This is a genomic window from Nonomuraea guangzhouensis (assembly GCF_019396345.1).
Classification (GTDB): Bacteria; Actinomycetota; Actinomycetes; order Streptosporangiales; family Streptosporangiaceae; genus Nonomuraea; species Nonomuraea guangzhouensis.
On sequence record NZ_JAHKRM010000059.1, the window covers coordinates 1 to 18,293 of the forward strand.

Below are 18,293 nucleotides of genomic sequence, written 5' to 3' on the forward strand. Positions count from 1 at the left end.
ACGCTCTTCCGATCTCTCGGCCTCCGGCGTCCCGCCCGCCCCGGCCTCCGACCCCCGGCCTCCGACCCCCCGACCCGGCCTCCGGCTCCGGGCCCCAGCCCCGGCCTCCGGCCTCTGACCCCCGGGTCCCGGCTTTGGCCCGGCCTCCGGCCTCCGGCTTTGGCCCGGCCCGGCTCCGACCCGGCCCGGCTCCGACCCGACCCGGTCTGGCCCCCGCCTGGACTTCGGCTTGGGCCACGGTCGCCGTGGGTCGCCTGGCGCCGCTAGGGTCGTCGGTGTGTACGTGAAGATCTGCGGATTGAGCGAGCCCGAGCACGTGGCGGCCGCCGTCGAGGCGGGCGCCGACGCCATCGGGTTCGTGATGACCCGGAGCCCCCGCCAGGTGACGCCCGAGCGAGCCGCCGAGCTGGCCGCGGCGGTGCCCGACCACGTCCTCACTGTCGGCGTGTTCCGCGGCGAGTCCCCCGAGACCGTCCGCGCCGCCGCGCTCGTCTCCGGCGTACGCGGCATCCAACTGCACGGCAAGCACCCGCACGGCGACTTCACCGCGCTGAAGGACCTCGGCCACACCCTGATCAGAGCCGTCGACGTCAAAGCCGACCTACGCTGCGGCGCCTATGACGAGGACCTGCTCATAGTGGACGCCCCTCACCCCGGCTCCGGTGAGCCATGGGACTGGTCGGCAGTGCGCGGCCACCCCTCGGGACACTGGATACTAGCGGGCGGCCTCGCCCCCTCGAACGTCGCCGAGGCCATCGCCGCCGCCGAACCGTGGGGCGTGGACGTGTCCAGCGGCGTCGAGCTGGCGCCCGGCGTAAAGGACTCCGACCTCATCCGCCGCTTCATCACGGCGGCCCGCCCATGACCGACCTCCGTGACGAATCTGGCGCCCCCGGGCCCGCCGCCGATCGCCGATCGCGGCCCTGCCGACGATGCTGATGGGGTCTCCAGTGGCGGTCTCCGTAGCGACTCCGGCGGTGACCTCGGCAGTGACTCCGGCCTTTATCTCGGCGGCGACGCTCGCGAGAGCTCCGGTGGCGGTCCCCAGTGGTGGCTCCGGCGGTGAGAGCTTCAGCGGCGATCTCGGTAGTAACTCCGGTGACGGTCTCAGTGGTGGCTCCGGCGCCGTCTTCTGTGGTGACTTCGGCGGTGATTCCGTTGGCTACGCCGGTGGGCGCCCCGGTGGCGATCTCGTTGGTGACCCCGGCGACTACGCCGATGAGAACTTCGTCGGCGGTCCGTTTGGCGACCTCAGGGTGACTCAGTGGCCGACTCCAGGGATGAATCCATGACCGACATCGACTCCGGAACTGACGGTCCCGATCTGGGCGCCGGTCCTCCGCAGGATTTCGCCCGTTCCGTCGCGTTCATGCATGACTTCACCCGCCGCAAGGCGGGGCGGACCGTCGAAGTGCCCGGCGGGTTCGCCGTGCTCAACGAGCGCTACCCCGGCTCGTACGACGACAACAAGCTCGTCGTCTGGTCCGGTGCCGACCCCGGCGCGGTGCTCAAGGCGGCCGACCAGGTGCTCGCCGGGCGCGCGCACCGGCTCGTCAACGTCGATGACGACCGCCTGGGTCAGGCGTACGCGCCCGCCTTCGAGGCCGCGGGCTACACGCACGAGACCAATCTCGTCATGGTGTTCCGCGGCACGTTCCCGCATGACGCGGCGCCTGTTGAGCATCTCGACCTGCCCGCGTTGCTGCCCACCCTCCGGGCCGGCTGGCGCGAGACGCTGCCCGAGGCCGCCGACCAAGTGATCGACCAGCTCGCCAGACGCGTCGAGGAACGCCTGCGCGGCGCCGACACTGTGGGCTTCCGCGGCGTACGAGCCGAGGATGGCGAGCTCGCCGCCAGGGCCGACATCTACACGCACGGCGGCGTCACACAGATCGAGGACCTCTACACCGGAGACCGCCACCGGGGCCGGGGCCACGCCCGCACCCTGATGAGGGCACTCCTCGCCGAGGCGGCGGGCAGCGACCTGGTGTTCCTGGTGGCCGACGCCGGCGACTGGCCCAAGAACTTCTACGAACGGCTCGGCTTCCAGGCGGCAGGCCACATTCACGGCTTCCTCCGCACCTGACCAGCCACCAGCCTCAGCCCTCAGCTTTAGCTTTCCGCCCTGCCACCAGGCCCTGCCACCAAGGCCCTGCCACCAGGCCCTGCCACCAGGCCCTGCCACCAGGCCCTGCCACCAGGCCCTGCCACCAGGCCCTGGCGGATCCCGGGTGGTTGGTCTGTCGGTCTCGGTGATTTGGCGGGGCCCTAGGCGGTCCTACGCGACACTGGCTTGAGCCCCGGGAGCCTTGCGGTCAGTTGGCGTGGTCCCGGGTGATCCGACGCGCCCAGACGACCTGAGGCGGTCCGGTGTATCCCACAAGCCTGGTCTGGTACGTCGTCGGGTGATGCGGTGTGGTCTTTGGTGGCATGGCGTGGGGCGATTGGGAGGCGTCAGGTGTGTCCCGTGGCGCTGGTCGGGTGCGGCGGGTGGTGTGGCCTGGGGCGGTGTGGGGTGGTTTTGGGGTGGTCGGGTGTGTCCCATGGGGCTGGTTGGGTGTCGCGGGTGGCGTGGTCTGGGGTGGTGTGTGGTGTTTTGGGTGGTCGGGTGCGCTCCAAGGCCCTGGTCCGGGGCGCCACCAGGTGGTCTGGGGCGATCTCCTTCGGGTGGTCAGACCAAGGTCTTGTCGTGGTGGCGGGTGGTGAGGCCGACGGTCAAGGTGAGGGCGGTCACCCCGAGGTAGGCCGCCCCGGCCAGCGCCGCCGCCCCATGCAACCCGCCGATGAAGCGTGGCCCGCCCGGAGTGCCCGCCAGCGCGCCGAAGACCGCGACGCCGATCGCGCCGCCCGCCTGTCGCGCGGTGTTGTTGATCGCGCTCACCAGCCCCTCCCGGCCGGGCGGCGGGTCGCTCATGGCCAGGGCGACCACGCTGGGCGTCAGCAGCGCCGCCCCGAGTCCGATGACGGTCAGTGCGGGCAGCAGTACCAGGTACGGCGAAGCCGCCCGTACCAGCAGCAGTAGCCCCATTCCCACCGCCAGGGTGACGAGCCCGGCGAGCATGACGAGGCGCGGGCCGTGGCGGGCGACCAGGCGGCCGAACGGCGCGGACAGCAACGCCAGCGGCGCGAACAGCGGCAGCAGGGCCGCGCCCGCCGTCATCGGGGACAGCCGCAGCACGCCCTGGAGGTAGAGGGTGATCAGCAGCATCATGCCGTTGATCCCGAAGTTCATGATCGCCGAGCCGATCGTGCCGACCGCGATCGAGGGGCGGCGCAGCAGTCCCAGCGGCAGCATCGGCGACTCCCGCCGCTTCTCGATCAGCACGAACGCGGCCAGCAGCGCCGCGGCGAGCGCGAACAGCCGCCAGTCGGGCCCCTCGCGCCCCGCCTCGATCACCGCGTACGTCAGGACCAGCAGCGTCCCCGCGCCCGTCACGGTGCTGGGCAGATCGACCGGCCGGGGCTCGGGAACGTCGGCCGGAGCCACCCGGAGCACCGCCACGAAGATCACCACGATGAGCGGCACGTTGATCGCGAAGATCGCGGGCCAGCCGAACGTCTGGACCAGCACCCCGCCGAGCAGCGGCCCGGCGGGCAGGGCCGCGCTGCCCACCGCGGCCCAGACCCCGATGGCCCTGGCCCGCTCCTTGCCGCCGGGGAAGGTCCGGGTGATGACCGCCAGCGTGCCCGGCAGCAGCAGGGCGGCGCCCACCCCCTGTACGGCCCGCGCCGCCACCAGGGCGCCGACGCCGGGCGCGAGCGCGCAACCCGCCGAGGCCACACCGAACAGGGCGAATCCCGCCAGCACCACCCGCCGGTGCCCGAAGCGGTCGCCCAGCGTGCCGCCCGTCAGCAGCAGCCCGGCGAGCGCGATCTGGTAGCCGTCGACCACCCACTGCAGGTCGGCGAGCCCGGCGTGCCGGTCGGCCGCGATGGACGGCAGCGCCACGTTCACGATGGTCACGTCCAGCAGGACGACGAACAGGCCCGCGCACATCACGATCAGGACGTTCCTCTTCATCCCTTCTCCCTGCGCGGTGACGGATGGACCTAACCTCTCGCGACGAGCGGATCGAGCGGATGTCGACACCGCTGCCGGGAAAGGCCGGATGTTGACACCGCTGCCGGGAAAGGCGAGGCAGTAGGGTCGGCAGCGTGAGCGAAACTTCCGCCGAGGATCGGATCTGGACGGTTCCGAACCTGCTGAGCTTCTTGCGCCTCCTCGGCGTGCCTGTCTTCCTCTGGCTGGTATTGGGGCCCAAGGCGGACGCCTGGGCGATCGTCGTCCTGGCGGTCGCCGGGTTCACCGACTGGCTCGACGGCAAGATCGCTCGAGCCTTCAACCAGATGAGCAGGCTCGGCCGGATCATCGACCCGGCGGCCGACAAGCTCTATGTCTTCGCCACGATCCTGGCGCTGCTGCTACGTGATGTCATTCCGTGGTGGCTGGTGGCGATCATCCTCGGGCGCGAACTGTTCGTCGCCTGTTTCATTCCCGTACTTCGGAAGAGCGGTTACAAGGCACTTCAGGTGCATTTCTTGGGCAAAGCCGCCATGTTCAACCTCATGTACGCCTTCCCTCTGCTCTTCCTTGCGTCCCACACTGGGTGGTATGCCGATATAGCACGAATTGTCGGATGGGCATTTGCGCTCTGGGGAACGGGCCTGTACTGGTGGTCGGGGGTGCTCTATGTGGTGCAGGTGCGCCGGCTCGTAGCCGCGGCCAAGGAGGAGTGATCGGGTGAAGGCGGTCGTCATGGCGGGTGGAGAGGGCACTCGGCTGCGTCCGATGACGGCCAACCAGCCCAAACCCCTGCTGCCCGTGGTCAATCGCCCGATCATGGAGCACGTGCTGCGCCTGCTCAAACGGCACGACATCACCGAGACCGTGGTCACCCTCCAGTTCCTGGCCGCGCTCGTGCGCAACTACTTCGGCGACGGCGACGAACTCGGCATGAGCTTGCAATACGCCACGGAAGACGTTCCCCTCGGTACGGCGGGCAGCGTGAAGAACGCCGCGGCCCGCCTGCGCGACGACCGATTCCTGGTGATCTCCGGCGACGCCCTGACCGATATCGATTTGTCGGATATGGTCCGTTTTCATCGTGAAAAATCGGCGCTTGTGACCATTGGTCTGAAGCGGGTGCCGAACCCCCTCGAGTTCGGCATCGTGATCGTCGACGAGGAGCACCGGGTCCAGCGCTTCCTGGAGAAACCCACCTGGGGCCAGGTCTTCTCCGACACCGTCAACACCGGTATCTACATCATGGAACCCGAGGTGCTCGACGCGGTCGCCTCCGGCGAGCCCGTCGACTGGTCGGCCGACGTCTTCCCCAGCCTGCTGGAGCGCGGCGCCCCCATCTACGGCTACGTCGCCGAGGGCTACTGGGAGGACGTCGGCACCCACGAGAGCTACCTCAAGGCCCAGGCCGACGCCCTGTCCGGCCGGGTCGCCGTGGACATCGGCGGCTTCGAGGTGTCGCCGGGCGTCCGGGTGGCCGAGTCGGCCTCGGTCGACCCCGACGCGGTGCTCAAGGGCCCGCTGCTCGTCGGCGAGTACGCCAAGGTCGAAGGCGGCGCCGAACTGCGCGAGTACACCGTGCTCGGCAACAACGCGGTCGTCCGCGAAGGCGCCTTCCTGCACCGGGCCGTCGTCCACGACAACGTCTACCTGGGCCCGGGCGCCCACCTGCGCGGCTGCGTGATCGGCAAGAGCACCGACGTGATGGCCGGGGCCCGCATCGAGGAGAGCGCCGTCATCGGCGACGAGTGCGTCATCGAGCCCGAGGCGTACGTCTCCAGCGGCGTCAAGGTCTACCCGTTCAAGACCATCGAGGCCGGCGCCGTCGTCAACACCAGCGTCATCTGGGAGTCCCGCGGCCAGCGCAGCCTGTTCGGCCCCCGCGGCGTCAGCGGCCTGGTCAACGTGGAGATCACCCCCGAGCTGTGCGTACGACTGGCCAGCGCGTACGCCACCACCCTGAAGAAGGGCGAGCACGTCGTCACCTCGCGCGACTCCTCACTGGCCGCCAGGGCGCTGAAGCGGGCCGTGATCGGTGCGCTCAACGCCAGCGCCATCAACGTCCTCGACCTGGAGGCCGCGCCGCTGCCCGTGACCCGCTTCCACACGGCCAGGGAGTCGGCCGCGGGCGGCATCGCGCTGCGCACCACCGCGGGCGACCCGCAGAGCATCGACATCGTCATCATGGACGACCGCGGCGCCGACCTGCCCCCGGCCGCCCAGCGCAAGCTGGAGCGGGTCTTCTCGCGCCAGGAGTTCCGGCGCGCCTTCCCGGGCGAGATCGCCGAGCTCCGCTTTCCCGCCAGGGCGGTCGAGGACTACGCGTACGAGCTGCTGCGCTGTGTGGACATGACCGGCATCAGGGACATGAAGGTCGTCGTCGACTGCGCCGGAGGGACCTCCTCGCTGGTCCTGCCCACGCTGCTCGGCCGGGTCGGCGTCGAGGTGCTCACCGTGAACGCCCGCCTGGACGACATCTCGCCCACGGAGACGCTCGCCGAGCGCCGCCGGGACCTCCAGCGCCTCTCGGAGCTCGTGAGCTCCTCCAGGGCGGCCTTCGGGGTGCGGTTCGACCCCGTCGGCGAGCGCATCGCGCTGGTGGACGAGATGGGCCAGCTCATCGGCGAGGAGCGCGCCCTGCTCGTCGTGCTCGACCTGATCGCCGCCGAGCGCCGGGCCGGCCGGGTGGCCCTGCCCGTGACCACCACCAGGGTCGCCGAGCAGGTCTGCCGCTTCCACGGTGTGCAGGTGCGGTGGACCTCCACGGCGGTCGACGCCCTCACCTCGGCCGCGGTGGACGACGACATGATCTTCGCGGGCGACGGGCGGGGCGGTTTCGTGGTGCCGGAGTTCGGACCGGCGATCGACGGGGTGGCGGCGTTCATGCGGCTGCTCGGCCTGGTCGCCCGCACCCGGCTCTCGCTCAGCCAGATCGACGCGCGCATCCCCGAGGCCAAGCTGCTCAAGCGCACGGTGCCGACCCCGTGGGCGGCCAAGGGCGCGGTGATGCGCTCGGTCATCGAGGCCGCCGAGGCCGAGCCGAACGGCTACCGCATCGACACCACCGACGGGGTGCGGGTGGCCTCGGACGACGGGAGCTGGGTGCTGATCCTGCCCGCCGCCACCGAGCCGGTCACCGATCTGTGGGCCGAGGCCGCCGACGTGGACACCGCCCAGTCTCTCCTGGAGCACTGGGCCCGGTTGGTCGAGGAGGCCTCCTCGTGATCCGGAATTCGCGCCAGACCGTCACATAGGGTAACTCTGGGGGATAGGTGGCGGTGGAACGTACAAGATCGTAATGTTGAAACGCGCGGCGGCATGGACCTTGAGGCTCGGGCGGCGGTAACTTTGTCACCGTCCGAACCCGTCGTCCAGCGCCTCGCCTTGACCTTTGCCGCTGATCAGCGTAAGTTGCGGCATTCGCAAACTTGAAGAGCGAAGCGAGGCGCGTCCAGATCCCCGTTGCCGCGTCTTCGCGGTAGGAGGCCGAGCCGATCGATGCCGAGCGTCTACTGCACGCAGTGCGGGCACGCCAACCCCGAGGATGCCCGTTTCTGTTCCCGTTGTGGGTCACCGCTGACCAGACCGGAGGTCGCCGGGGACACCACATCGACGATCTCCGTCGCGGGAATCGAGGCGTACGAGGCTGAGACCGGTGACATGCTCCTCGCCGAGCGCGCGCTGGTGGAGCAGCTGCCGCCGGGCACGGCGTTGCTCACGGTGACCAGGGGGCCCAACCAGGGAAGCCGTTTCCGGCTCGACAAGGAGCTCACCACCACGGGCCGACATCCCGAGAGCGACATCTTTCTCGACGACATCACGGTCTCCCGCCGGCACGTGGAGTTCTACCGCCTGCGTGGCGGTCAGTTCTCCGTGCGTGACGTCGGCAGCCTCAACGGCACCTACGTCAACAGGGAACGCATCGAGGAGGTGCCGCTGCACTCCGGTGACGAGGTGCAGATCGGCAAGTTCCGCCTTGTCTTCCTGATGCGGACCGCCGCCGGCGCATGAGCGAGCGCAGCGAGCGACTGGCGGAGGGCACTGCATGAACGCGCAGGCGGCACGCTCGCACATGAGCATCGGGGAGGTGCTCGCCATGCTCCAGGGCGAGTTCCCCGATGTGACCATCTCCAAGATCCGGTTCTTGGAGGGCGAGGGGCTCATCGAGCCGGAGCGCAGCCCGTCGGGTTACCGCAAGTTCACTCACCTGCACGTCGAGCAGCTCCGCTACATCCTCACCGAGCAGCGCGACCACTACCTGCCGCTGCGGGTGATCAAGGACAAGATGGCCGAGCACTTCGGCCGTCCGCGGGCCTTGACCGATCGGCCGGACCGGCAGGAAGTACGACTGAGCCGTGCCGAGCTGCTGGAGGCGGCCGGGCTCGACGAGGAGACGCTCGCCGAGCTCGAGGACTACGGGCTGCTCGCGGCGACGGCCAGGCGCTACGACGAGGAGGCGCTCAACGTGGCGCGCAGCGTCGGCGCCCTGGCCCGGTTCGGCCTGCGCGCCCGGCATCTACGCGCGGTCAAGGCCGCGGCCGAGCGCGAGTGCGGGCTGGTGGAGCAGACGATCGCGCCGATACTCAAACGGCGCGCCCCAGGGGCCATCGGAGAGGCCGACGAGGCCGCCAGGGAGCTGTCGGCGTTGCTGCTCGACCTGCATGCCTCTCTCGTCCGTACGGGCGTGCGGACCGTTCTAGGCCGATGACCGGACCAGCGGGACATACAAGGCCCCTCGGGTGTTACGTTGAAATGCAGAAGCGGACCGGCCAAATAGCTGCGCCGGGGTCGCCGACCAGTCGAATATGGAGCAGCCCGTGTTGCAGATGGAGGTCGTGGGTGTTCGCGTAGAGATGCCCACAAATCAGCCGATCGTCTTGCTCAAGGAGGCACACGGGGAGAGGTTCCTGCCGATTTGGATTGGGATGACCGAAGCCACGGCCATCGCGCTGGCCCAAGCGGAGGAGCCTCCAGCCCGTCCACTCACGCACGACCTGTTCAGGGACGTGCTGAGCGCTCTTGGCGTGGGCCTGCGCGCGGTCAACATCGTTGCGCTGCGTGACGGGATCTTCTTCGCCGACCTGGTGTTCTCCAACGGCGTAGAGGTGAGTGCGCGCCCGTCCGACTCGATCGCGCTCGCGCTCCGCACCGGTGCGCGTATCTTCGCCAGCGAAGAAGTCGTCCAGGAAGCCGGGGTGATCATCCCGGACGACCAGGAGGATGAGGTGGAGAAGTTCAGGGAGTTCCTTGACACGATCACCCCCGAAGACTTTGGCCGGGCGGGGTAGGTATTTCAGTGCATTTAGGCTTCACGACGCGCCGAGCCGGATCGTTGACTGCGCATGGTCACGGTCCTACGGTGCAAGTGAAACCCGTGGTCGCGCTTTTACGAACCCCCAGATCAGGCCACGGGATGAGAGAAAGCCGGAGGTCCGCGTGGCGGTCAGCAGCGGCGAGGGAAAGACGACCGGCCAGGAAGATCCGGTGCGGCGTGAGAGTGCGCGGCAGCGTGCCGGAGAGCAGGGTCTGCTCTTCGACGAGCAGCCCGCGTCGCTGCCGGCAGACATCGGATACCGTGGCCCGACGGCGTGCGCGGCGGCCGGCATCACCTACCGGCAGCTCGATTACTGGGCGCGCACGGAGCTGGTCCAGCCGACGATAAGAGCCGCGCACGGCTCGGGCTCGCAGCGGCTCTACAGCTTCCGCGACATCCTGGTGCTCAAGGTCGTCAAGCGGCTCCTCGACACCGGAGTCTCCCTCCAGCAGATCCGTACGGCCGTACAACATCTGCGTGACCGCGGGGTGGGCGACCTCGCGCAGATCACGCTCATGAGTGACGGAGTCAGCGTTTACGAGTGCACCTCGGCCGACGAGGTGATCGATCTGCTCCAGGGCGGGCAGGGCGTGTTCGGCATCGCGCTCGGCCGGGTCTGGCGAGAGGTCGAGGGCTCCCTCGCGGAGCTGCCGGGGGAAAGGGCGGCGGTCGAGGACAGCGTCCCGGCCGACCACCCCGCTGACGAGCTGGCCCAGCGGCGGCGCGCGCGCCGCATAGGGTAGCAATTGGGTAGTAACCTGTAGAGCGCAAGGCTGATAACCCCATGCGGGAGAGTCCCCGGGCTGGTTCCCGGGGCGCCGAAGGAGCAACCTCCCCGGAATCTCTCAGGCACCTGTACCGCTCGGGGTAGGCAACTCTGGAAAGCAGGTGCGCCCGCCAGGCGCACCTCACCGACGGTGCAAGCCCACATGGGGTGAAGCTCTCAGGTCGCCATGACAGAGGGGGAGATCCGGCACTCGCCCGCGCCCTGGCGCCGGTCTCCATAGCCCTCGGGAGGCACCTTCATGACCGATCTGGCAGCTCCGCCGTTCTCGACCCGGCACATCGGCCCGTCCGAACCCGAGCAGCAGCGCATGCTCGAGGCCGTGGGTTTCGAGTCCGTGGCCGACCTGGTGGCGGTGGCCGTCCCGGAATCCATCAGGATCAAGGACCGGCTCACCCTGCCCGACGCGGCCAGTGAGACCGAGGTCATCGCCGAGCTGCGGGCCATCGCGGACAGCAACCGGGTGCTCACCTCGATGATCGGCCTGGGCTACCACGACACGATCACCCCGGCGGTGATCCGCCGCAACCTGCTGGAGAACCCGGGCTGGTACACCGCCTACACCCCCTACCAGCCGGAGATCTCGCAGGGCCGCCTGGAGGCGCTGCTCAACTTCCAGACCGTCGTCACCGACCTGACCGGCCTCGCCGTGGCGGGCGCCTCGCTGCTCGACGAGAGCACGGCCGCCGCCGAGGCGATGACGCTGGCCCGGCGCGCGGGCAAGTCCAAGAGCCAGGTGTTCGTCGTCGACGCCGACGCGCTGCCCCAGACCAAGGCGGTGCTGGCCACCCGGGCCGAGCCGCTGGGCATCACGCTCGTGGAGGACTCGCTCGACGGCGAACTGCCCGAGTGCTTCGGCGTGCTCGTCCAGTACCCGGGCGCCTCCGGCCGGTTGCGCGACTTCCGCGCCGTGGCCGAGCGGGCGCACGCGGCCGGCGCGCTCGTCGTGGCCGCCGCCGACCTGCTCGCGCTCACCCTGGTCACCGCGCCCGGCGAGCTCGGCGCCGACATCGCGATCGGCTCCTCGCAGCGCTTCGGCGTGCCGTTCGGCTTCGGCGGGCCGCACGCCGCCTACATGTCCGTACGCGAGGGACTGCAGCGGCAGATGCCCGGCCGCCTCGTGGGCGTCTCCGTCGACGCCGACGGCGCGCCCGCCTACCGGCTGGCCCTGCAGACCCGCGAGCAGCACATCAGGCGCGAGAAGGCCACCAGCAACATCTGCACCGCGCAGGTCCTGCTCGCCGTCATCGCCGGCATGTACGCCGTCTACCACGGGCCCGACGGGCTGCGCCGCATCGCCGCCCGCGTACACCGGCACGCCGCCGCGCTGGCCGAGTGCCTGCGCCGGGGCGGCGTCGAGGTCGTGCACCGCGAGTTCTTCGACACCGTGCTGGCCAGGGTGCCCGGCCGGGCCGCCGAGGTCGTCCGGCAGGCCGCCGAGCGCGGCGTCAACGTGTGGCAGGCCGACGCCGACCACGTCTCGGTGGCCTGCGACGAGAAGACCACGGCGGCCGACCTCGAACGGGTCGCCGCCGCCTTCGGCGCCAGTGGGCCGGTGGCCGATCTGCTCGCCGACGAGGGGCTGGACACGCTGCCCGGCGCGCTGACCCGCGAGTCCGGTTACCTCACCCACCCCGTCTTCCACAGCCACCACTCCGAGACCGCGATGCTGCGCTACCTGCGCAGGCTCCAGGACAAGGACATCGCGCTCGACCGCTCCATGATCCCGCTCGGCTCCTGCACGATGAAGCTGAACGCGACCACCGAGATGGAGCCGATCACCTGGCCGGAGTTCGCCGGGATCCACCCCTACGCGCCCACCGCGCAGGCCGAGGGCTACCGCCACCTCATCGAGACCCTGGAGGAGTTGCTGGCCGAGGTGACCGGCTACGACGCGGTCTCCCTCCAGCCGAACGCCGGCTCCCAGGGCGAGTTCGCCGGGCTGCTCGCGATCCGGGCCTACCACCGCGACCACGGCGACGAGCACCGCGACATCTGCCTCATCCCGGCCTCCGCGCACGGCACGAACGCGGCCAGCGCCGTCATGGCCGGCATGCGCGTCGTGGTCGTGGCCTGCGACGCCGAGGGCAACGTGGACCTGGCCGACCTCGACACCAAGATCGACAAGCACCGTGACCAGCTGGCCGCGATCATGGTCACCTACCCGTCGACGCACGGCGTCTTCGAGGAGACGATCACCGAGGTCTGCGCCAAGGTGCACGACGCCGGCGGCCAGGTGTACGTCGACGGGGCCAACCTCAACGCGCTGGTCGGGCTGGCCAAGCCGGGCGAGTTCGGCGCCGACGTCTCCCACCTCAACCTGCACAAGACGTTCTGCATCCCGCACGGCGGCGGCGGCCCCGGCGTCGGCCCGGTCGCGGTCCGCGGCCACCTCGCCGCCTACCTGCCCGGCCACCCGCTGCGCTCCGGCTCGCCCGTCGGCGCGGTCTCCGCGGCCCCCTACGGCTCGGCGGGCATCCTGCCGATCTCCTGGGCGTACATCAGGATGATGGGCGGCGACGGCCTGGCCGCGGCCACCGAGCAGGCGATCCTGTCGGCCAACTACCTGGCGCGGCGGCTGGCCCCGCACTACCCGGTGCTCTACACCGGGCGCGGCGGGCTGGTGGCCCACGAGTGCATCGTCGACCTGCGGCAGATCACCAAGGAGACCGGCGTCACGGTCGACGACGTGGCCAAGCGGCTCATCGACTACGGCTTCCACGCGCCGACCATGTCGTTCCCGGTCGCCGGCACGCTGATGATCGAGCCGACCGAGAGCGAGGATCTGGCCGAGCTCGACCGGTTCGTGGACGCGATGGTCGCCATCAGGGGCGAGATCGCGCGGGTCGCGTCGGGCGACTACGACCGCGCCGACAACCCGCTGCGCAACGCCCCGCACACCGCCGAGGCCGTCGCGGCCGACGAGTGGAGCCACCCCTACAGCCGTACCGAGGCGGCCTACCCCCTGCCGTCGCTGCGGGAAGGCAAGTACTGGGTGCCGGTGCGGCGCATCGACCAGGCCTACGGTGACCGCAACCTGGTCTGCTCGTGCCCGCCGCTGGAGGCGTACGAGGACTGACCGGGTGTGAGCGTCCGTGGCCCTCTCCACCGCTGCGCAGCAGTGGAGAGGGCCACGCTCGTTCGTCGGTGTCCGGAGTTTTCCTCCCTTGTCACCCACCCAAGGTGGCCGCTGAGAAGACATGATCACCGGAAGTCGTTAGGCTCGGTCCGACCGTCGCCTAAGGAGCTCTCTTGACGTTCTCAGAGCTGCAGGTTCCGCCTCTGGACACCGCCCGCCGCCTGGCCGAGGAGGGTGACCTCGACGGCGCGGTGGCCATACTCACCGAGCTGGTCGCCGACCCCGACGGGCCCGACCGGGCGCAGGCCGCCGTGGGCCTCGCCGTGGTGCTCGACGAGCGGGGCGACCACGAGGCGGCCCGGGCGGCCGCCAGGGTGGCGCTGGCCACCGGGCATCCGGAGTTCGCCGCGCAGGCGGCCTGTCACCTCGCACAGGGCTTCGAGCGGGAGGGCAGGGCCGAGCAGGCCAGGGGAGCGTGGCAGGCCGTCCTGGGCGTCGGCACGGCCGCCTACGTCCCGCTGGCGCGTCTGGCCCTGGCCCGGCTGGCCGTGCAGGCGGGCGACTACGACGGGGCGGAGGACGAGCTGCGGGCCGCCCTGGCCGTCGCCGGGCCGGACGTGGCCGCGCACGCCGCGCAGCAGCTTGCCGACCTGCTGCTGGAGCGCGGGGAGCCGGGAGAGGCGGCTGAGGTGCTGCTGGAGGCGCTCGAGGTGGCCCCTGAGGACGAGGTGGCCCGGCTGCGGGTGCAGCTCGGCATAGCGCACCTGGAGCTCGCCTGCGCGGAGTTCGCGGGGGCGGTGGAGGACGGCGGTGACGCGCCGACGAGCGCTCTGGCCATCGAGCTGCTGGCCAGGACCCTGCCGCTGCGTGGCCGCGCCGACGACGCGGACCGCGTCTGGACGTACGGGCTGGAGCACGCGGACGAGACGCTGGCGGCAGAGGTGCGGCTACGTTACGACCGCGACGCCTGACCTGTGGCAGAGGTGCGGCTGCGCTACGACCGCGACGCCTGACCGGCGTGGTGGTCAGCCGCGGCGCATGATGGCGGCGGCCGCGGCGACGTTGATCAGGACGATGGCGAACCAGGTGATCACCAGGCCCAGCCCGCCGGCTTCATGCACCGCGATGCCCGTCAGCGGGATGCCGATGCCCATCGACCCCAGCGCGATCGGGATCATCGCCGCGCCAGGGCTCTTGGACCTGCCCGGACCCGGACCCGGACCCGGACCGGCGCCGTGGGTGTGGAGCTCGGCGCGCACCCGCGCCGCGATCGTGGCGTCGAGCCGCTCCACGAACGACTCGACCAGGGCGGCTTCGTAGTCGGGGCCGAGGTCGCGGCGGGCGTCGAGCGTCGCCTGCAGGTCCTCGCGGATGGGGCGCATCTCTGGCATGAGGCCATCATCGCGGCTGCACGGCACGCCGTCATCAACCCTGAGGTCTATGGCGAACTCATCCCCAGGTACGGTTCTGACATGCGGTTCATGACGCCGCGCGGTCCGGCGCTGGTCGAGTTCGACGAGGTGGAGCGGCCCCGGCTGCTGCTGGTGCTGACCCATGGCTCAGCCGGGGGAGTGGACGCGCCCGATCTGCTGGCGGTGCGCGACGCCGCCCTGGGCGCGGGGGCCGTGGTGGCCAGGGTGACGCAACCGTTCCGGCTCGCCGGGGCGCGCGCGCCGGGCTCCGCCGCCCGGCAGGACGAGGCCTGGGAGGCCGTGCTGGGCGAGCTGCGGGCGCGGTGGCCGGGGCTGCCGCTGGTGCAGGGCGGCCGGAGCAACGGGGCCAGGGTGGCCTGCCGTACGGCCAAGGCGGTCGGCGCGGTCGCGGCGGTGGCGCTGGCGTTCCCGCTGCATCCGCCGGGCAGGCCCGAGAAGTCCAGGGCCGGGGAGTTGCGCGAGGCGGGCGTGGACGTGCTGGTGGTCAACGGGGACCGGGATCCGTTCGGCGTGCCCGACGCCGTCGACGCGGCCCGCCTCGTGGTGCTGCCGGGCGAGGGGCACGATCTGAAAAAGAACCCCGCCCGGGTGGGCGAGGTGGTCGCCGAGTGGATCGCCGGCTACGTGTGAGCGGCGCGGCTCAGGGGATGCCTGGGAGCGGACCGCCGCTCAGGGGGCGCTTCGCGCGAGCGGGTGGCTCAGGCGGCGCCGACGAGCGGGTCCGGGCGGTGCGGAGCGATGGCGGTGCCGCCAGGCAGGAGCTCCCCGGTGTCCTCGAAAAGGACGACGCCGTTGCAGAGAAGGCTCCACCCCTGCTCGGGGTGGCAGGCGAGGGTACGTGCGGCCTCGCGGTCGGGCGCCTCGGCTGCCGGACAGGCCGGGTCGTGCGGGCACATCGGCGTGCCTCCGATATCTCGTGAATGGCTCCCGCGGATAGGTAGGGGCGGGAACTGTGTGGGTGCTGTCTTTCTTTCAAGTGTGCGGCGTATGTCACACGTTCGGACATAGTCCGTTAGGACTGTTACAGGAGGATGCGAAAGTGTGACCTTCGACACAGCGTGCCTTATACAGGATAACGGTCCAAGCTCGACACGCCCACTAGCTTTGCAAGCCTCGCAGCAAGGCGTCGAGTCCGCGCTCGAAGTCGACGTCTGCGCGCTCGTCGCGCCTGGTCCACTCGTCGACCTCGGGGTCGGCCCAGCCTGACTGCTGGACCTCGACCGCGACGCTGCCGAACACGAAGGCCCGCAGCGCCCGCACCGCCTCCTGCGCGTCCGCCAGGCCCGCGTCGGCGAGTTGCTCCGTCTGCTCCCTGATGGCCAGCGCCGTGCCGCCCTTGGGCGGTTTGGTCAGCGCGAGCGCCAGAACGCCCGGGTGCTCGCGCAGCAGCTCACGACCGGCCCGGCACCACGACCTGGCCGTGTCCTGCCAGGTGGGGCCCTGCTCGACGTGGACGGCGGTGACGTGCTCGGCCAGCGCGTCCATCAGCGCCTCCTTGCCCCGGGGCAGATGGTGGTAGATGGCCATCGCCTCCACCTGCAGGGCGTCGCCGAGCCGGCGCATCGTCAGGCGCCGCAGCCCCTGGGAGTCGGCGATGTGGAGGGCGGCGTCGATGATGCGCTCGCGGGAGAGCGGCACCGGCGGTCTCTTGGCGGGCATGGAGATCATCTTACTATGTAAAGGGCGCCGCGCGGGTCCGATTATGGAGCGTGTCGCCGACGGGCGTACGCTGGTCGCTTGATACGAGCCGATTGGGATGAGGGGCAGAGTCGATGGCGTTTTTCCGTCCGCGGGTGAGCCGCGAGGCCGAGGTCCGCTACCACGCGGACCTGGAGATCTCCAAGAGCTTCCCCGAGTTGCTCGACAAGGCTCGGCAGAGCGAGGAGCTGCTGCGCGACCTGCGGGCCGCCGCCGCGGATGAGATCGAGCTGCTCGCCGCCGGGCAGGCGTTCGACAAGGCGCTCAGCGAGGCGCTGCGGGCGGCCGAGAGCGGGCAGCGGGCCACGTTCGGGGTCAAGGCCTACGACGACCGCATCGCCCGCCGCAAGGCCAAGGCGACGCCCGACGGGGCCATGTGGACCGCCGAGGTCGACCGGCTGCGCACGCTGCGCGAGGACAACCGGCTGTGGGGCATCCCGCGCGTGCCGCGCCTGGTGCCCGCCGCCCGCTGACCTTTCAGCGGCGGACATGACATGACGAAGCCCCGGCACGTGAAGTGCCGGGGCTTCGTCGCGGATCAGCTGGCCCAGTCGAGCAACGGGCGGGTGTTGCTCGGGTGGCGCAGCTTCGAAAGCGATTCCTTCTCGAGCTGCCGGATGCGCTCCCGGGTCAGGCCCAGGTGCTTGCCGATCTCGTCGAGTGTGTGCGGCTTGCCGTCCACCAGGCCGAAGCGCAGCGCCATGATCTTCGCCTCGCGCGGCGAGAGGTTGCCGAGCACGCCGCGCAGCTGGTCGCCCAGCAGCTGGCGGTCGACGATCTCCGACGCCTCGGGGGAGTCGACGTCCTCGATGAGGTCGCCGATCGTGGTCTCGCCGTCCTCGCCGATCGTCGCGTTCAGCGAGATGGGCTGGCGGCTGGTGCGCAGCAGTTCCTCGATCTGGTCAGGCGTCTTGTCGAGCTCGACCCCCAGCTCCTCGGGGGTGGGCTCGCGGCCCAGCCGCTGGTGCATGTCGCGCTCGATGCGTGACAGCTTCGAGAGCATCTCCAGCACGTGTACGGGCAGGCGGATCGTCCTGGCGGAGTCGGCGAAGCCGCGCTGGATGGCCTGCCTGATCCACCACATGGCGTACGTGGAGAACTTGAAGCCCTTGGTGTAGTCGAACTTCTCCACGGCCCTGATCAGGCCCAGGTTGCCCTCCTGGACCACGTCGAGCAGGGACATGCCGCGGTCGGTGTACTTCTTGGCGACCGAGACGACGAGCCGGAGGTTGGCCTCCAGCATGTGGTCCTTGGCCGCCTTGCCGTCCTCGATGACCAGTTCGAGGTCGTCGCGGGCGGCGGCGGACAGGCCGGGCGTGGTCTCCAGCTTGTACTCGGCGTACAGGCCGGCCTCGATCCGCCTGGCCAGCTCGACCTCCTGCGCCGCGGTGAGCAGCGTGCGGCGGCCGATCGACTTGAGGTAGGTGTGCACCGAGTCGCCCATAACCGACTGGTTGTCGTCGAGGTCGAGCGTCTCGCTCTCCAGCTCGGCGTCGTCGGCGCCCGCGGCGGCCGCGGTCACGGCGTCGGGGGACAGGGCGTCCGGGTTCAGGTCGAGGTCCTCGGGGGCGTCCTCATCCTGCGTCGCGGACTCCTTCTTTGGCTCCGCGCCCTTGGAGACGGTAGACTTCGCCCGCTTGGTCGGGGTCTTGCGGGCCGGCTTGCGCGCGGCCGACTTGCTGAGGGACGGCTCGTCCTCGGCGGCCAGGCTGACACCTGCCTCAGCGAGCTCGCGCAGTATCGAACGGCCGCTCGAGGGGCTGATGCCGGCCTCGGCGAACGCGTCACGCAGCTCCGCCAGAGAAAGGTGACCCTGAGCTCGCCCTCGGTCAAGCAGCTGGTCGAGGGTCGTGGGTGGGGTCGCCACGGCGGTTCGGGGCATGAGGACACCTCCTCCATACGGAGTCGAATCGATCAGTCAAAGATTGTGGTGGGGCGGCTGCGGCCGCTCGGCGCACCAGTAT

At 70.6% G+C, this 18,293-nt stretch carries 17 protein-coding genes and 2 riboswitches; of the genes, 12 read left to right on the forward strand and 5 right to left on the reverse strand.

Annotated elements, in window-relative coordinates:
• Positions 1–277 precede the first annotated feature (277 nt).
• Complete coding sequence (locus KME78_RS60320) at positions 278–865, forward strand: phosphoribosylanthranilate isomerase (protein ID WP_219539336.1); 588 nt, start codon at positions 278–280, stop codon at positions 863–865.
• A 423-nt stretch (positions 866–1,288) separates the two neighbouring features.
• A complete protein-coding gene (locus KME78_RS60325; protein WP_219539337.1) occupies positions 1,289–2,086 on the forward strand; it encodes a GNAT family N-acetyltransferase in 798 nt (265 codons plus the stop codon).
• 585 nt (positions 2,087–2,671) lie between these two features.
• Here the strand turns inward: KME78_RS60325 and KME78_RS60330 are convergent.
• A complete protein-coding gene (locus tag KME78_RS60330) occupies positions 2,672–4,021 on the reverse strand; it encodes an MFS transporter (RefSeq protein WP_246654933.1) in 1,350 nt (449 codons plus the stop codon).
• Positions 4,022–4,155: 134 nt separating this feature from the next.
• On the opposite strand from KME78_RS60330, the gene clsA reads away from it, so the two are divergent.
• From clsA to KME78_RS60370, 8 genes are all read left to right on the forward strand, one after another.
• Positions 4,156–4,737: a cardiolipin synthase ClsA gene (clsA, locus tag KME78_RS60335; RefSeq protein WP_219539338.1), complete on the forward strand. Its 582-nt coding sequence runs from the start codon at positions 4,156–4,158 to the stop codon at positions 4,735–4,737.
• Between the two features lie 4 nt (positions 4,738–4,741).
• On the forward strand, positions 4,742–7,246 hold the full coding sequence (locus tag KME78_RS60340) for a mannose-1-phosphate guanyltransferase (RefSeq protein ID WP_219539339.1): 2,505 nt from the start codon (positions 4,742–4,744) through the stop codon (positions 7,244–7,246).
• 273 nt (positions 7,247–7,519) lie between these two features.
• Complete coding sequence (locus tag KME78_RS60345) at positions 7,520–8,032, forward strand: double zinc ribbon and FHA domain-containing protein (protein ID WP_219539340.1); 513 nt, start codon at positions 7,520–7,522, stop codon at positions 8,030–8,032.
• A gap of 34 nt (positions 8,033–8,066) precedes the next feature.
• The gene (gene ftsR / locus KME78_RS60350; RefSeq protein WP_219539341.1) at positions 8,067–8,729 is read left to right on the forward strand and encodes a transcriptional regulator FtsR; all 663 of its coding nucleotides are present in this window, start codon (positions 8,067–8,069) and stop codon (positions 8,727–8,729) included.
• A gap of 109 nt (positions 8,730–8,838) precedes the next feature.
• A complete protein-coding gene (locus tag KME78_RS60355) occupies positions 8,839–9,309 on the forward strand; it encodes a bifunctional nuclease family protein (protein WP_214634355.1) in 471 nt (156 codons plus the stop codon).
• A gap of 148 nt (positions 9,310–9,457) precedes the next feature.
• Positions 9,458–10,078 carry a MerR family transcriptional regulator gene (locus KME78_RS60360; protein ID WP_219539342.1) on the forward strand — a complete coding sequence of 207 codons (621 nt, stop codon included), beginning with the start codon at positions 9,458–9,460 and terminating at the stop codon, positions 10,076–10,078.
• A gap of 34 nt (positions 10,079–10,112) precedes the next feature.
• A riboswitch (glycine riboswitch) is annotated at positions 10,113–10,206 on the forward strand.
• Positions 10,207–10,305, forward strand: a riboswitch (glycine riboswitch).
• Positions 10,306–10,360: 55 nt separating this feature from the next.
• Complete coding sequence (gene gcvP, locus KME78_RS60365; protein WP_219539343.1) at positions 10,361–13,198, forward strand: aminomethyl-transferring glycine dehydrogenase; 2,838 nt, start codon at positions 10,361–10,363, stop codon at positions 13,196–13,198.
• A gap of 173 nt (positions 13,199–13,371) precedes the next feature.
• Positions 13,372–14,169 (forward strand): tetratricopeptide repeat protein, encoded by a 798-nt coding sequence (locus KME78_RS60370; protein WP_219539344.1) that lies wholly within the window; start codon positions 13,372–13,374, stop codon positions 14,167–14,169.
• Positions 14,170–14,223: 54 nt separating this feature from the next.
• Here KME78_RS60370 and KME78_RS60375 read toward each other — a convergent pair whose 3' ends face one another.
• Positions 14,224–14,589 carry a hypothetical protein gene (locus KME78_RS60375; RefSeq protein ID WP_219539345.1) on the reverse strand — a complete coding sequence of 122 codons (366 nt, stop codon included), beginning with the start codon at positions 14,587–14,589 and terminating at the stop codon, positions 14,224–14,226.
• Positions 14,590–14,670: 81 nt separating this feature from the next.
• Between KME78_RS60375 and KME78_RS60380 the strand changes: the two genes are divergently transcribed.
• The gene (locus tag KME78_RS60380) at positions 14,671–15,261 is read left to right on the forward strand and encodes an alpha/beta hydrolase family protein (RefSeq protein WP_219539346.1); all 591 of its coding nucleotides are present in this window, start codon (positions 14,671–14,673) and stop codon (positions 15,259–15,261) included.
• A gap of 68 nt (positions 15,262–15,329) precedes the next feature.
• Here the strand turns inward: KME78_RS60380 and KME78_RS60385 are convergent, their stop codons facing one another.
• On the reverse strand, positions 15,330–15,527 hold the full coding sequence (locus KME78_RS60385) for a DUF5999 family protein (RefSeq protein WP_214634349.1): 198 nt from the start codon (positions 15,525–15,527) through the stop codon (positions 15,330–15,332).
• Positions 15,528–15,729: 202 nt separating this feature from the next.
• Positions 15,730–16,290 carry a TetR family transcriptional regulator gene (locus KME78_RS60390; RefSeq protein ID WP_219539347.1) on the reverse strand — a complete coding sequence of 187 codons (561 nt, stop codon included), beginning with the start codon at positions 16,288–16,290 and terminating at the stop codon, positions 15,730–15,732.
• A gap of 113 nt (positions 16,291–16,403) precedes the next feature.
• On the opposite strand from KME78_RS60390, the gene KME78_RS60395 reads away from it, so the two are divergent.
• On the forward strand, positions 16,404–16,802 hold the full coding sequence (locus tag KME78_RS60395; protein ID WP_219539348.1) for a hypothetical protein: 399 nt from the start codon (positions 16,404–16,406) through the stop codon (positions 16,800–16,802).
• Between the two features lie 65 nt (positions 16,803–16,867).
• On the opposite strand, the gene KME78_RS60400 is transcribed toward KME78_RS60395, so the two are convergent.
• Positions 16,868–18,211: an RNA polymerase sigma factor gene (locus tag KME78_RS60400; protein WP_219539349.1), complete on the reverse strand. Its 1,344-nt coding sequence runs from the start codon at positions 18,209–18,211 to the stop codon at positions 16,868–16,870.
• Positions 18,212–18,293: the final 82 nt, after the last annotated feature.